This window comes from Mycolicibacterium arabiense (genome assembly GCF_010731815.2).
In the GTDB taxonomy this organism is placed as follows: domain Bacteria; phylum Actinomycetota; class Actinomycetes; order Mycobacteriales; family Mycobacteriaceae; genus Mycobacterium; species Mycobacterium arabiense.
In genome coordinates, this window is record NZ_AP022593.1 from 5,534,188 (window position 1) to 5,548,904 (window position 14,717).

The 14,717-nt window shown below is 67.2% G+C and carries 14 protein-coding genes; 3 read left to right on the plus strand and 11 right to left on the minus strand.

Features of this window, described 5'->3' with window-relative positions:
* Positions 1-69: 69 nt before the first annotated feature.
* Entirely contained in the window at positions 70-1,506 is a 1,437-nt protein-coding gene (locus tag G6N61_RS28365) for a WS/DGAT/MGAT family O-acyltransferase (protein ID WP_179973539.1), read from the plus strand.
* On the opposite strand, the gene fadD12 is transcribed toward G6N61_RS28365, so the two are convergent.
* The 4 genes from fadD12 to G6N61_RS28385 form a co-directional block, all read right to left on the minus strand.
* Positions 1,507-3,147 (minus strand): acyl-CoA ligase FadD12, encoded by a 1,641-nt coding sequence (gene fadD12 / locus G6N61_RS28370; RefSeq protein WP_163924187.1) that lies wholly within the window; start codon positions 3,145-3,147, stop codon positions 1,507-1,509.
* A 4-nt stretch (positions 3,148-3,151) separates the two neighbouring features.
* The gene (locus G6N61_RS28375; protein WP_163924188.1) at positions 3,152-3,976 is read right to left on the minus strand and encodes a 1-acyl-sn-glycerol-3-phosphate acyltransferase; all 825 of its coding nucleotides are present in this window, start codon (positions 3,974-3,976) and stop codon (positions 3,152-3,154) included.
* Between the two features lie 35 nt (positions 3,977-4,011).
* Complete coding sequence (locus tag G6N61_RS28380; RefSeq protein WP_163924189.1) at positions 4,012-4,848, minus strand: mycofactocin-coupled SDR family oxidoreductase; 837 nt, start codon at positions 4,846-4,848, stop codon at positions 4,012-4,014.
* 320 nt (positions 4,849-5,168) lie between these two features.
* Positions 5,169-5,885: a TetR/AcrR family transcriptional regulator gene (locus G6N61_RS28385; RefSeq protein WP_163924190.1), complete on the minus strand. Its 717-nt coding sequence runs from the start codon at positions 5,883-5,885 to the stop codon at positions 5,169-5,171.
* Between the two features lie 174 nt (positions 5,886-6,059).
* On the opposite strand from G6N61_RS28385, the gene G6N61_RS28390 reads away from it, so the two are divergent.
* Complete coding sequence (locus G6N61_RS28390) at positions 6,060-7,247, plus strand: acyl-CoA dehydrogenase family protein (protein ID WP_163924191.1); 1,188 nt, start codon at positions 6,060-6,062, stop codon at positions 7,245-7,247.
* Between the two features lie 12 nt (positions 7,248-7,259).
* Here the strand turns inward: G6N61_RS28390 and G6N61_RS28395 are convergent, their stop codons facing one another.
* The 7 genes from G6N61_RS28395 to G6N61_RS28425 all read right to left on the minus strand — a co-directional run bounded on the left by G6N61_RS28395 (position 7,260) and on the right by G6N61_RS28425 (position 13,110).
* The gene (locus G6N61_RS28395; protein ID WP_163925164.1) at positions 7,260-8,006 is read right to left on the minus strand and encodes an acyl-CoA dehydrogenase family protein; all 747 of its coding nucleotides are present in this window, start codon (positions 8,004-8,006) and stop codon (positions 7,260-7,262) included.
* Between the two features lie 62 nt (positions 8,007-8,068).
* Positions 8,069-9,217, minus strand: a complete 1,149-nt coding sequence (locus G6N61_RS28400; protein ID WP_163924192.1) for an acyl-CoA dehydrogenase family protein — start codon at positions 9,215-9,217, stop codon at positions 8,069-8,071.
* Entirely contained in the window at positions 9,214-9,660 is a 447-nt protein-coding gene (locus G6N61_RS28405; RefSeq protein ID WP_163924193.1) for a nuclear transport factor 2 family protein, read from the minus strand. Before G6N61_RS28405 ends, G6N61_RS28400 begins: the two co-directional genes overlap by 4 nt.
* Positions 9,644-10,882, minus strand: a complete 1,239-nt coding sequence (locus G6N61_RS28410; RefSeq protein ID WP_163924194.1) for a metal-dependent hydrolase family protein — start codon at positions 10,880-10,882, stop codon at positions 9,644-9,646. Before G6N61_RS28410 ends, G6N61_RS28405 begins: the two co-directional genes overlap by 17 nt.
* Before the next feature lie 2 nt (positions 10,883-10,884).
* Positions 10,885-11,214, minus strand: a complete 330-nt coding sequence (locus G6N61_RS28415; protein ID WP_163924195.1) for a hypothetical protein — start codon at positions 11,212-11,214, stop codon at positions 10,885-10,887.
* The gene (locus G6N61_RS28420; protein ID WP_163924196.1) at positions 11,207-12,577 is read right to left on the minus strand and encodes an aromatic ring-hydroxylating oxygenase subunit alpha; all 1,371 of its coding nucleotides are present in this window, start codon (positions 12,575-12,577) and stop codon (positions 11,207-11,209) included. Before G6N61_RS28420 ends, G6N61_RS28415 begins: the two co-directional genes overlap by 8 nt.
* 2 nt (positions 12,578-12,579) lie before the next feature.
* Complete coding sequence (locus G6N61_RS28425; protein ID WP_163924197.1) at positions 12,580-13,110, minus strand: carboxymuconolactone decarboxylase family protein; 531 nt, start codon at positions 13,108-13,110, stop codon at positions 12,580-12,582.
* A 259-nt stretch (positions 13,111-13,369) separates the two neighbouring features.
* On the opposite strand from G6N61_RS28425, the gene G6N61_RS28430 reads away from it, so the two are divergent.
* Positions 13,370-14,662 carry an amidohydrolase family protein gene (locus tag G6N61_RS28430; protein ID WP_163924198.1) on the plus strand — a complete coding sequence of 431 codons (1,293 nt, stop codon included), beginning with the start codon at positions 13,370-13,372 and terminating at the stop codon, positions 14,660-14,662.
* The last annotated feature ends 55 nt before the right edge of the window (positions 14,663-14,717 follow it).

The window sequence follows — 14,717 nt, forward strand, 5'->3', positions numbered from 1 at the left end:
AAACGACGGGGCGGCCCCGGCATCGATGGTTCGATGGTCTGGGCGGAGGCAGCGAATCGAGGTGGCGACGTGAAGCGGCTCAACGGCATGGACGCCTATCTGCTGTACACCGAGACACCCAGCCTGCACTCGCACACGCTGAAGGTCGCGGTGGTCGACACGACCGGGATTTCAGGCCAGTTCGACTTCGACGCGTTCCGAACCCACTTCCGCCGGAGACTGCACCTACTCGAACCCTTCCGTTACCGTCTGGTCGAGATCCCGTTGCGTCTGCACCATCCGATGTGGCTGGAGGATTGCGACGTCGACCTGGACTACCACCTGCGCCGGGTGCGGGTGCCGGCGCCGGGCGGCCGCCGAGAACTCGACGAGGTCATCTCCCGGGTGGCATCGACGCCGTTGGACCGGGCCCGGCCGCTGTGGGAGTTCTACTTCGCCGAGGGGCTCGCAGGCAATCGGTACGCGCTGATCGGCAAGGTGCACCATGCCCTCGCCGACGGCGTGGCTTCGGTGAATCTGTTGGCCCGCGCGATGGACATCGTGGGTGGGCCGACACCCGAGCGCGACGACGAGACGACCTGCGAGCCGCCGCGCCCCACCCGCCTGCTGGCCGACGCCGGGCGCGACCACGTCCGCCAGATCGGCGAGCTGCCGGGCTTGGTGAAGGACGCGGTCACCGGGTTCGCCAGGGTCCGCCGTCGTGCGCAGCAGCGCGAGGACATCCCGGATCTGGCCGACGACTTCAGCGCGCCGGCGACGTTCCTGAACCACCAGGTGTCACCCGAACGGCGGTTCGGCAGCGCCACGCTCTCGCTGTCGGAGGTCAAGCAGGTGGCGAAGGCACTGGGCGTCAGCGTCAACGACGTCGTACTGGCGACTGCGGCAGGGGCGTTGCGCCGGTTGCTCATTCGATACGACGGCCACGCCGACGAGCCGATCATCGCCTCCGTGCCCACCGCGACGAACAGGTCGCCGGACCGGGTCACCGGCAACGAGATCAGCGGACTGTCGATCTCGCTACCCGTACACGTCACCGATCCGCTCGAACGGGTCCGGCTGGTCGCCACCGCGACCGGACGGGCCAAGGAGGATCACGAGCTGATCGGCCCAGAACTGTACTGCCGCCTGATGACCTACCTGCCGACTGCCGTCGCGCCGGGAGCGTTCCGCTGGCTGTCCGAGCGCGACGGCCGCAACAGGATGATGAACGTGGCCGTGTCCAACGTGCCCGGGCCCCGGGAGCGCGGGCACTTCGCGGGCGCGCCGGTCGTCGAGTTGTACTCCACCGGCGTGCTGTCCCTCGGTGCGCCGGTCAACATCACGGTGTGGAGCTACGTCGATCAGATGGGTGTGGCCGTGCTGACCGACGACCAGACCTTCGACGACGTCCACGAGGCGACCGGAGCGTTCACCGACGCCTTCTTCGAGATCCGCTCTGCCGCGGGGATCCCCGGTGATCCGACCGTGGTCGACAGTGCGCTGCCCGAGGTGGAGGTCAACGGCTGATCAACCGCCCGCGCGGGCGCGCAGTTCGGCTCGCAGGATCTTGCCGGTGGCGTTGCGGGGCAATTCCTCGAGCGCGATGACCTCACGCGGGACCTTGTAGTTCGCGAGGGTGTCCCGGACGTGGCGGCGCAAGGTGTCCGCATCGGCGGACGCGCCTTGCCGTGGCACGACGAAGGCGACCAGCCGCTGCCCGTACTCGTCGTCGGGGACGCCGACCACGCTCGCCTCCGCGACGTCCGGGTGGCCGGCGAGTACCTTCTCGACCTCGATGGGATAGACGTTCTCGCCGCCGGAGACGATCATCTCGTCGTCGCGGCCGACGACGAACAGGCGACCGGCGGGGTCCATGTATCCCATGTCACCGGACGCCATGAAGCCGTCGTGGAAGGTCTTCCCGTCGGCCGACGATCCTTCCGTATAGCCGTCGAACAACGTTGCACTGCGGACGAAGATCTGCCCGACCGCACCACCGGGCACGGGCCGGTACGCCTCGTCGAGGATGCGGACCTCGGTGCCGTTTGCAGGTCGGCCCGCGGTGTCGGGTGCCGCGCGTAGGTCGGCGGGGGTGGCGGTCGCGATCATGCCCGCCTCGGTGGCGTTGTAGTTGTTGTAGACCACGTCGCCGAACTCGTCCATGAAGCGCGTGACGACGTCGGGCCGCATGCGCGACCCGGACGCCGTGACGAAACGCAGTGTGCGCCCGTGGTATCCGCGCCGCACGTTATCCGGCAGGTCCATGATCCGGTCGAGCATGACCGGAACCACCACGAGACCCGAGGCGCCGTGGCGGTCGACGAGGTCGAGTGTGGCAGCGGGGTCGAAGCGCCTGCGGGTGACGATCGTGGTGGCCATGAAGGCGGCGAACACGAGCTGCGAGTACCCCCAGGCGTGGAACATGGGGGCGGCGATGACCGTGACTTCGCCGGCCCGCCAGGGGATCCGGTCGAGGATGCCCTTGAGTTCAGCAGCGCCGCCGCCCGACGTCGGCCGTGCGCCCTTGGGCGTGCCGGTCGTGCCGGAGGTCAGCAGCACGATCCTGGCGCGACCGGTCGTTCGCTCGGGTCGGCTCCCGGCGTTGGTGCGGATCAGTCCCTCGACGGTGAGCCGGGGGAGCGGCTGCTCGATGTCGGTCCAGCCCAGGATGCGCGTGGCCCCGGGTGCGTCGGCCAGGGCCTGATCCACGGTCGGACCGAACTCCTCGTCGTAGACGATGACGTCGACGCCCTCGCGGCCGACCACCTCGGCGAGCGCGGGTCCCGCGAAGGAGGTGTTGAGCAGCAGGACGTGGGCGCCGATCCGGTCGGCGGCCATCAGCGCGGACACGAAGCCACGATGGTTGCGGCACATGATCCCCACCGTCGTGGGCGGAGAGGGCAGGTGCTGCAGACCGGCAGCCAGCGAGCGCGCGCGTTCGTCGAGTTGCCGCCAGGTCAGGGAACCCAGCTCGTCCACCAGCCCATTGGCATCAGGACATCGCCGAGCCGCGATGGCGAAGCCGAGGGTCACCGAGCCGCCGTCGCGCACCGCCGCGGCCATCCTCACGTACTTGTCGGGACGCAGCGGGGCCAGCACGCCTGCCCGCACCAATGTCGCCAGCGTGCCCACTATCTCGCCGGCACCGGCCGCCACCGAACTCAGCATCGCGTCACCCCAGTATCGGGAAACGCCGCTTGCGCGCGAGTTCGTCGAGTGCGGACTGCATGGCCGATCGGACGTAGACGTCCACCTCGTCGACGTCGGGGTCGGGACCGAAGCGCTCCAGCACGTCGATCGGTTCGAGCACCTGGGTGACGATCTTGGTGGGCAGCGGCAGGTTCGGCGGTACCAACATGCTGAAGCCGAAAGGGAACCCGAAGGTGACGGGCAGGATCTCCAGTCGCGCCTTGGTCAGGCCGAGGAGCTTGGCCACCCGGTTGCCGCGGGTGAGGAACAGCTGGCCCTCCTGCGCACCGATGGTCACCGACGGCACGATGGGCACCCCGGCATTGATCGCGGTGCGCACGTAGCCGGTGCGGCCGGCGAAGTCGATCACCGCGTCCTCGCGCGTCGGGCGGTAGGAGTCGTAGTCACCACCGGGAAACACCAGCACGACGGCGCCGGAAGCCAATGCGGCTGCGGCATTCTCGCGGCTGGCCTCGATGACGCCGACCTTCGGCATCACGTCGCCGAGCGGTCCCATCACGACCCCGTAGTGGGCGAGCGTGTGCAGGGGGCGGTCGTCGTAGCCGAACCGGCGGTAGAACGCCGAGCCGAACAGCAGCACGTCCGGTGTCAGCATTCCGCCGGAGTGGTTGGACACGACCAGGACGCCCCCGGTTGGGGGGAACACGTCGAGGCCGTGCAGTTCGGCGCGGAAGTAGCGGCGCAGGACGGGGCCGACCTTCTCGACCACCGTCCTGGTGAACGAGGGGCTGTAGCCGCTGAGGCCCGATGCTTCGACGACCTCGGGATCGGGTTCGGAATCGTCCATCGGTCGACTCTGTCAGCCCGCGCCGCTCGACGCCGCTACTTCAGACAGCTTCCGCCGTCGACCGGTAGGGCGACCCCGGTGATGTAGCGGGCTTCGTCGGAGGCGAGGAACAGCACCGCGTTGGCGACGTCCTCGGGCTCGACCCAGCCGATCGGCAGCGTGTGCATCATCTGGCCGACGACCTTCATGTCCTCGGGACCCGGGTTCTCCAGGTCGGGCCGGAAGAGCTTCATCGTGCCGTCGTTCATGAACAGCGGTGTGTTGACGTTGGTGGGGCACACGGTGTTCACCCTGACGTTCTGCGCGCCGAGTTCTACGGCGAACGTCCGCATCAGACCGATGACGCCGTGCTTGGCGGCGACGTAGTGACCGGTGTGCGGGTAGGCCTTGAGTCCGCCGACCGAACTCGTCAGGATGATCGAGCCGCCGTTGCCGCCCGCCAGGATGTGTGGAACACCGGCCTTGACCGTCTTCCAGACGCCGGACAGGTTCACGGCGATCATGTCGTCCCAGTCGGGCTCGCCGGTCTTGTCCAGGGTCTGTCCACCGTTGCCGATCCCCGCGTTGGCCACGATGATGTCGAGTCGACCGAACTCCTCGACGCCGGCGTCGACCGCGGCCTTGAGGGCGTCGTAATCGCGGGTGTCGACCTCGGCGGTGAAGATGCGGCGGTCGAGGTTCTTGACCAGGTCCGCGGTCTCGGCGAGATCCTCCGGGTTGGAGAGGGGGATCTGCACGCTGTCGATCTGCTTGCAGATGTCGATGGCGATGATGTCGGCGCCCTCCTGCGCCATGCGGACCGCGTGCGCGCGACCCTGGCCGCGCGCCGCACCGGTGATGAAAGCGACCTTGCCCTCTAACCGCCCTGCCATGTCGGACCCCTGCTCTGTCGTCGGCACCAACCATTTGCTGTGCACTTGCTCAGCACTCTGTCATCGGTAACCGATTGTGTCAACGGGCAGCGCGGGTGCGTGGCGTTTGTACTCACTGCTTAGAAGTCATGTGGGCCATGGGAAGTCGTGCGACTCCGGACGGGCGCGTCCGGCGGTTGTCTTGGCCCGATCGGGAGCGTTCCGGCCGGGGGTGGCGGCGGTCCAACGCCACGGCACGGGACGGGTCCGGATAGCCGGCGGAATTGGTCAGGAGCCTGGCGAGCCACGCCGTTGTGCCGTTGTGAGAACGGTGTTCTCTACTAGCTGGCGGCGAACCCGTGGGACACGAAGTCCCACACCTCGTCGGCCGAGACGGGCTTGTTGGACCCCTCCTCGGAGCCGCTGGACTGCGCCACGAACATGACGGTCTGCATGGTGATGGCCGCCATGCGCTTGGGGCTCAGCCCGGCGCGCAGGGCGCCCGCCTCTGCGGCATCCTCCATCAACTCGGTCAGCAGGACGACCAGCGGCGCGTGCGCCACCTTCACCTCGGACGGATGCGACACCAACAGGCGTGGCGCGAAGTCGGTGAACAGCGGGCGCTTGGCCGCGGGATCGGGCCGCGAGGACTCGAACAGCAGTTGGACGGCCACCTTCAGGCGTTCGAGGGGGTCGGTGTGCCCGGCGGTGGCGGCGCGGATCTGGTCGGCCGACCGGCTCAGCGCGTCCTCGAACAGTGCGAGGAGGAGTTCGTGTTTGCCGTCGAACTGCAAGTAAAAGCTGCGCAGCGACTGGCGCGAGCGGTCGACGACCTCTTGCACGGTGAAGTCCGTGCTGCCCTTCTCGATGATGATGGCCTGAGCGGCATCCAAGAAGCGCTGCACGCGCTGGGCGGCGCGCAGTTTCGCCGTCTTGATGGAGCGTTCGACCGCCCGCTGCTTCCAGGCCGGCTCTTCGCTGGGGCTTGTCACCAGCGACTCTTCGGCAGGCCGAGTGGAAAGAGCATGGATGGACTGTACCGGAGAATGCTCGACCATCGTGGTCCAAGACCCCCTCGCAAGCCATCGTGTCTGAGATTGTAACTTCCCCATGACGAGAATACTATTCTCGTCAGCGCGTTTACAGAAGCCCTTCGCAACCTGGACACATTTCATCCCGGCCGCTCCGCCGCAGCTCGCAGCGGGTGCGGTCGCATTCTCATCGGGAGAGCCGTGCAACTCACGTTCGACGCCGACGTCGAGGCATTCCGCGCCGAGTTCGTGGCCTTCCTCGACGAGCACCTCCCCGCCGCGGCCGAGGCCATTCAACGCGCTCGGTCGTCCTCCGACCCGCCACCCTGGGCGCGTAGCTGGCAACGACTTCTCTTCGACAACGGCTGGCTGGTTCCCGGCAACCCTCCGGAGTTCGGCGGCCGCAACGCGACCATCCTCGAGCAGTACGTGTTCTTCGAGGAACTGTCTCGGCGACGCACGGTGCACAGCCTCAACATTCAGGGCGTCGGCATCATCGCGGCGTCACTGCTCACGTTCGGCACGCCGGAGCAGAAGCAGCAATGGGCCGTGCCAATCCTGCGCGCCGAGATCACCGCAGCCCTCGGCATGAGCGAGCCCGGCGCGGGTTCGGACCTGGCGTCGCTGCGGACGCGTGCCGTGCGTGCCTCCGATGCCGATGGCGACCACTTCGTCGTCAACGGGCAGAAGGTGTGGACCTCTGGGGCGCACCACGCGGACGTCGTGCTGACCTTCGTCCGAACGAATCCCGACGTGCCCAAGCACCGCGGGATCAGTGTGCTGTTGATCCCGACCGACGCGCCCGGCGTGCAGTGCAGGCCCTTCGCGTCGGCATGGGACCGCGACGACCTCGACTTCAACGAGGTCTTCTTCAACGACGTTCGGGTCCCCGCCGAGAATCTCGTCGGCCCCCTCGACGACGGCTGGCGTGTGGCCAACGGCTCGCTCGGTCACGAGCGCACGATGCTGTGGCTGAGCTATGCCGACCGGCTGCGCGATCTGCTCGAGGACTTCACCCCCGTCACCGAACTCGACCGCGACCGCTACGCGACGCTGGCGATGGACAATCAGGCGCTGCGGCTGCTCGGGTCGGTCGGCTTGGCGCGCGCCGCGCGGGGCCAGGAGGACGTGCAGGGGATGGCGATGCTCAAGTTGCTGGGCGCCGAGGCTGCCCAGTCCGCCTCCGAATACGCCTTGGCGGCAGCCGGTTCGCAGGGCCTGATCGACCCGGCCATGACGACGCCCTTCGTGCACATGAACCACGACGGCTACGCGGGCAGCTGGTCGGATCGCTATGCTCGATCGTTCGCGGGCACGATCGCAGGCGGCACGTCGGAGATCCAGCGCAACATCATCGCCCAGCGGGTGCTCGGACTGCCAAGGGGCTGAGCCCCGCCCGACCTACAGCTGCGCCAGGCGTGGCACGGAACCGCGGGCGCGCAGCCCCGCTCCGGCCTTCTTCGTGAGTTCCCTTGAGCTGCCCAGCAATCCGTCGAGCACCAGTGCACGCTCGACGTGGACGTGCAGACCGTGCTCGGCGGTGAACCCGATGCCGGCCAGCACCTGCTGGCAGTTCTTGGCGGCCAGCAGGGCGGCCTTGCCCGCGGCCGCCTTGGCCAGCAGCGCGGTCAGATCGGGATTGTCGACGCCGGGCAGGCTCAGCGTCGCCTCGGCGCCCTCGATCGCGACGAGCGTCTCGGCCAGCCGGTGTCGGACCGCCTGGAACTGCGCGATCGGCTTGCCGAACTGGACGCGGTCGACGGCGTGCTGGCGCGCGAGGGTGAGCATTGCCCGCGACGTCCCGACCAGCCACCAGCCCAACGCGCGGCGAGCGTCACCAAGCCGCAGCAGCCCGCCCTCCTCGACCCGGCGCAGGGGCAGACCGCCCAGCGCGGTGCTCGATTCTCCGCTCTGGTCGCGTTCCCAGACCACCCAGCCGCCGCCCGCATAGGGCAGCTCGGGCGTGGCGCCCACTTCACGGTCGGCGGTCTGTTGGACGACGTCGTTGAGAACCGATGCGTGCGAACCGGTTTCGCCGAGGAGTCGGAACACCAACGGGACGGCAGTCTCCGGCATGTCCGACAGCATGTCGGACCAGCCCATCTCGGACAGCGCCGTGTCGAGTTCGGGACCCGACGCCGTGAGCATGGTCTTGCGGAGGCCGTCCTCGATCAATTTCAGTGTCCCGGAGGCGGGTTGGCTGTCCACGGTCACTCCTTCCCGAGATCCAAGAGGCGGCGGGCGATGATGTTGCGCTGCACCTCTGCGGTGCCGCCGTAGATCGTGGCGGCGCGTGAGTACAGGTACTCGGTGCGCCAGGCGGTGTCGTCCAGTTCGATCGACCCCGCGAGCAGATCGCGGGCGGTGTCGTAGAGCTTCTGCTCGGCGGCGGCCAGCAGCACCTTGTCGATCGAGGTGTCCGGGCCCAGCCGCTGGCCGTCCGCCAGCCGGTGCTGGGTGGCGCGGGAGCGGCAGCGCAGGGTGTGCAGGGCCAGATACGCCTCGCCCATGTCCGAGTCGACGGCCTGGCCGATGCCCTTGACCTCATTGACGAGCGTGTCGAATCGCGAGTAGAGGTAGGCGATGCGCTGCCAGAAGCAGGTGGAGCGTTCATAGGGCAGCAGATCCATCGCCAGCCGCCAACCGTCGCCGGGCTTGCCCAGCATCCGGCTCTCGTCGACCGCCACGTCGTCGAAGTAGACCTCGCAGAACTCGTCGACGCCGTGCATGGTGCGCAGCGGGCGCACCGTGATGCCGGGGGTGTCGAGATCGACGAAGAACGCGGTGATCGCCTCGTGGTCGGGCGTCTCCGGGCCGCCGGTGCGGGTGAGCAGGATGCACCGGTGGGAGTACTGGGCGAAACTCGTCCAGACCTTCTGCCCGTTGACGATCCACGTGCCGTCGCGCTGTTCGGCGCGCGTGCTGAGCGAGGCCAGATCACTTCCCGAGCCGGGCTCGGAGAAGCCCTGACACCACTGCTCCTCGCCGCTGAGCAGCTTGGGCACCATCTCCGCGGCGAGTTCGGGCGAGGCGTAGTCGATCATCGTCGGTGCCAGCACCTCGAGCATCGAGTACGGCCCGGGCTCGGCGAGTCGGCGACCCACCACCTCTTCGCCGACGATCGCCCGCAGGATGTCCGGACCTCCGAGGCCACCGGCGTGTTCGGGCCAGCCCTGGCGGCTCCACCCGGCGTCGTACAGTGCCCGCTGCACCCTGGCGAATTGGCGCATGTGGCCCTGCAGGGAGTCGTCCGGGGGTGGTGTGAGGTCGTTCTCGTCGAGCCAGGCGACCAACTGCGACCGGAACTCGGTCGTGTCGGTGGTCTCGGTGGGAACCGCCGTTCCGGTGGAAGTGCTCATCCGGCTTCCGGCCTGCCGATGGCGTGCGGGCGGCCGGAGTCGTGGTCGCCGTTGCGTCGGATGAACGTCATCGCACGGGTCTTGAGCCGCCAGCCGTCCGGGGTGCGCACGTAGGTGTCCCGGTAGTAGCCGATCCGCATGTCGTGCTTCGAGTGCTCGATGAAGCACAGGGTCTGCGTGCCGCTTGCCTTGTCCGGGTCGTTCTCGTCGAGGTCGACGAGCGACGTGCCGGTCATGAACAGCCCGCTGGGTGCTGCCTCGACGAGTTCGGGGAAGCGAGCGAGCGTGTAGGTGGAGCCGAATGCGCTGTAGGTGCCGTCGGGGGTGAAGACCTCGACCAGGCCTTCGACGTCCCCCTGGGTGATGGTGACGGCGTACTTGGCCAGCAGCTGTTGGATCTCGACCAGATCCGAGGTTCGCGACGCGCTAGTTGGCACTGTCATGTCGGTAGACCTTACCGCCCTTCATTACGAAGTTGACCCGCTGTGTAACGGTGATGTCGGTCAGGGGATCACCGGGCACCGCGATGACGTCGGCGAGGTAACCCCGTTCGATCCGGCCAAGGTCGGTGCGGTTGATCAGATCCGCGGCGACGACGGTGGCTGCCCGCAGCACCGCTGCGGGCGGCATGCCCCACTCGACGAGGGTGACGAGTTCGTCGGCGTTGCGCCCGTGGGGGATGGCGGGCGCATCAGTGCCGACGGCGATCTTGACCCCTGCCTCGTAGGCCGCCTTGATCGACGTCTTGGCCTTCGGGAACATCTCGGCGGCCTTGTCCTGCAACTCCTTCGGCGCCTTGGACACGTCCATGGCCTCCGCGAGGCGACGGGTGGTCACCAGGAACCGGTCGTTGTCGACCAGGGCCTGGATCGCCTCGTCGTCCATGAGGAAGCCGTGTTCGATGCAGTCGATGCCGCACGCAACGGCGTGCTTGACGGCTTCGGCGCCGTGGGTGTGGGCAGCCACCCGCAACCCGCGGCGATGTGCCTCGTCGACGATCGCGCGTAGTTCCTCGTCCGAATAGTGTTGCGCGCCGGCCTCACCGGTCAGCGACATGACGCCGCCGGACACGCACACCTTGATCAGCTGGGCGCCGTGCTTGATCTGGTATCGCACCGCCTTGCGTATCTCGTCGACGCCGTTGGCGATGCCCTCCTCGACCGTCAGCTCGAGCGCACCGGGCATGAACGCGGCGAACATCGTCGGATCGAGGTGCCCGCCGGTCGGCGTGATCGCATGGCCCGCCGGGATGACGCGCGGGCCCTCGATCCAGCCGGCGTCGATCGCCTTGCCGAGCGCGACGTCGAGCAGGTAGCCACCGGTCTTCACGAACAGCCCGAGGTTGCGCACGGTGGTGAACCCGGCCCGCAGCGTGCGGCGGGCGTTGCCGACCGCGCGCAGCGTGCGGGTGGGCGGATCGTCCTGGACCTGTGACAGGCCCGGGTTCTCGCCGCGCCCGCCCATCAGGAGGTTGACCTCCATGTCCATCAGCCCGGGCAGCAGGATCGCGTCGCCCAGGTCGAGCACGGTCGACGACTCCGCTGGATGATCGCCGCCGACGCCCACGATGACGTCGCCCTCGACGTGGATCACGGCCGGCCGCACGATCTCACCGGCGTCGACGTCGACGTATCCCGCTGCCTTGAGCGTGAGTGCTGTGGGCACGCTTAGACCACCGGCTCCTTGATGAGCTTGATGTAGGCCGCGCCGCTGTCGAGCACGCGTGGCTGCTTCCACACCTCGATGGGGAAGCTCACCATCACGATCGACTGCCCGAGGTGCACGAGCGCCTTGGCGTCCTCGGGCATACCCGCCAGCGGGAACCGCTCGTCGACGTAGACCATGATGTCCTCGAGCCTCGCCAAGCCCGCGTCGTACAGCTCCTGCATCTCGTCCATGGACGACGCCAGACGCTTGGCGTACCGCTCCTCCTCGGTGGGCAGGCACCAGTCGGAGAACCGCTCGAGGTCGGCGAATTCTTCGGGCAGCTTAGACATTCGCCGACTCCTTCTCTGCGGACTTCTCGCCTGACGTGACGGCCCCTGTTTCGGCGGACGAGTTCCCGTTGGACGCGGATCCGTTGGCGTTCAGGGATGCCTTGTACCGGTCAACGTACTGGTGCGCGGTCATGTGCAGGTGGCGAAGCAGGATCTCCTGGTCGCACAGCGGGAAGTCGGTGACCACCCGGGTGCCGATCTGCGTCTGGGTGGCTTCGAGGGTGTTGGCGTCCTGGAACGCGTACTCCTTGAACGTCACTGCGGCGAGTTCCTGCGACAGGCGCTGGCGCAGGTTCTTCGGCGGCACGAAGTACAGGTCGGCCTCGAAGATGTGCTTGTCGACGGCGACGGGCCAGTAGTTGTACGTCAGGTACCAGCCCGGCGCCCAGAACAGCAGGGTGAAGTTGGGGAAGAACTCGAATGAGTCGGTGCCCCAAGTCTTGTGGCGTCCGGGGTTGATCGCAGGCGGCAGCTCGTCGGGGAGGATGCCCTTGATGTCGGGGCGATCCCACGGTCCGAAGAGCCCGCTGTGCAGGATGCGTTCGATGGGCTTGACCATGTTGAGGTCCTTCGGCGGGCTCATGCCGCCCCAGGACGACACCATCGAGTGATCGCCCTTGATGTCGTAGGCCAGGGCCTCGAAGCCGAACTGGGCCAGCTTCTCGGCCTCCTCCTTCTCCGCCTGCTTCATGTGCAGGATCGGCGCGTGATAGAACTCGGTGAACGCGTCGATGAACAGCTTCCAGTTGGCGTTGATCTCCGAGCGGTAGCTGTAGTGCTCGGTCATCTCGTGGAAGGGGTAACCCTCCAGGCCCTTCGCGAAGTCGCCCAGGTACTCCGACAGCGGGGCTGCGTCGTCGTCGAAGTTGATGAAGATGAAGCCTTCCCAGACCTCGCACCGGACCGAGACCAGGCCGTAATCGCCCTTGTCGAGGTCGAAGAACTCGCCCTCCTGCTGCACGAAGGTCAGGTCGCCGTTGAGGCCGTACCGCCAGGCGTGGTACTTGCAGGTGAACTGGCGGCAGACGCCCGACACCTCTTCACCGGGGTAGTCGCTCCACACCAGCTTGTTGCCGCGGTGGCGGCACAGGTTGTAGAAGCTGCGGACGATGTCCTCTTTGTCCTTGACGATGATCACCGACGTGCCTGCACCCGCTGCGGGCATTTCGCGGGTGAAATAGCTGCCCTTCTTTGGCAGTTGCTCGACGCGTCCGACCTTCAGCCAGGTCTTGCGGAAGATCGCCTGCTGCTCGAGCTTGAAGTGCTCGGGGTCGATCGAGTCCTCGTAGTTGACCGGGGCCGTGCCCAATTCGGGCCAGTGCTCGGTCCAACTACCCTCTTCGGGCTTGGCAAAGAAGGGCATGTTCAGTTCTCCTGTTCCGGTACGACGCCAAAGGTGTTGAAGGCCATGGCCAGAAGGCCGTATGAGCCGATCGTGAAGACGAGGTCCATGCGCTGGCGCTCGTCGAGGTGCTCGGACAGTGCCGCCCACGTCGCGTCCGAGACGTTCGAGTCCACTTCGAGTTCGTCGACCGCGGTGAGCACCACCTGGTCGAGTGGGTCGGACGCCTCTCCGCGTGTCACGCCGTCGATGACGTCGGGGGCCAGGCCGGCCTCGGCGCCCATCTCGACGTGGTGTTGCCACTCGTAGGCACAGTTGCGACGATGTGCCACACGCAGGATCGCCAGCTCGCGCAACCGTTCCGGCAGCGTCGAACCGAACAGCAGGTAGCCGTTGAACCGAAGGAACGCCCGGGTCAACTTGGGATGGCGTACCAGCGTGGAGAGAGCCGACCCGACGTCACGGCGTTCCATGCGGTCCGGCGAGACCATGACCGACAGCGCTTTGACGACGTCGTCATCCCACTCGTCGGGCTGCATCGGGGTCACCCGCACGGGCGTCTCCTCTCTGGACTCTCGCTTGCGAGAATCAGGTTCTCATATTTGACCAATAGATTTCCACTCTTTGGTGAAGCGGTCAATGAGAGTGTCGTGACCAGGGCTCGGACAACGGTCCTCATCGCGCGCAAATGTCGGGGTCAGAACCGTGACAGCGCGCTGCGGATGTTGATTCTCAAATCGCGAGAAGCTAGTTTCCTCTAGTAGAGAACCAACCCGAACAGCGGCCCGAACGGGCCTGAAGGAGGGAGCGGTCGTGAACAAAGACGACATGATCTTGATCAGCGTGGACGACCACATCGTCGAACCGCCGGACATGTTCGCCAACCACCTGCCGGCGAAGTACCGCGACGAGGCGCCGCGGCTGGTACACAACGCCGACGGCAGCGACACGTGGCAGTTCCGGGATATCGTGATTCCGAACGTGGCGCTCAACGCCGTCGCCGGCCGCCCGAAGGAGGAGTACGGCCTGGAACCGCAGGGTCTCGACGAGATCCGCAAGGGGTGCTACGACGTCGACGAGCGGGTCAAGGACATGAACGCCGGCGGCATCCTCGGCTCCATGTGCTTCCCGTCCTTCCCGGGCTTCGCGGGTCGGCTGTTCGCCACCGAGGACCCGGAGTTCTCGCTGGCACTGGTGCAGGCCTACAACGACTGGCACGTCGAGGAATGGTGCGGGGCGTATCCGGCGCGGTTCATCCCGATGACCCTGCCGGTGATCTGGGACGCCGAGGCGTGCGCCGCCGAGGTGCGGCGCAACGCCGCCCGCGGCGTGCACTCGCTGACGTTCAGCGAGAACCCGGCCGCGATGGGCTACCCGAGCTTCCACGACGACTACTGGACGCCGCTCTGGGAGGCTCTGGTGGACACCGAGACCGTGCTCAACGTGCACATCGGATCGTCGGGCCGACTGGCCATCACCGCGCCCGATGCGCCGATGGACGTGATGATCACCCTGCAGCCGATGAACATCGTGCAGGCCGCGGCCGACCTGCTGTGGTCGGCGCCGGTGAAGAAGTACCCGACGCTCAAGATCGCGCTGTCCGAGGGCGGCACCGGGTGGATCCCCTACTTCCTGGAGCGCATCGACCGCACGTACGAAATGCACTCGACGTGGACGCACCAGGACTTCGGCGGCAAGCTGCCGTCCGAGGTGTTCCGCGAGCACTTCCTCACGTGCTTCATCGCCGACCCGGTGGGTGTCACGATGCGCGACCAGATCGGCGTCGACAACATCTGCTGGGAAGCCGACTACCCGCACTCGGACTCCATGTGGCCCAACGCGCCCGAACAGCTCGACGAGGTGCTGAAGGCCAACTCGGTACCCGACGCCGACATCGACAAGATGACCTACCAGAACGCCATGCGGTGGTACCACTTCGACCCGTTCACCCACATCGGCAAGGAACAGGCCACCGTCGGTGCGCTGCGCAAGGCCGCCGAGGGCCACGACGTCTCGGTCCAGGCGCTGTCCAAGCACGACCACGGCAAGTCGGACTTCGCTCAGTTCGCCGCCAACGCAAAGGAACTGACCGGCAACAAGGATTGAGTTCGGCGGCCCGTCGGCAGGGAGCAGACCTCCCGCGTCGGCGGGCGTCCGCACG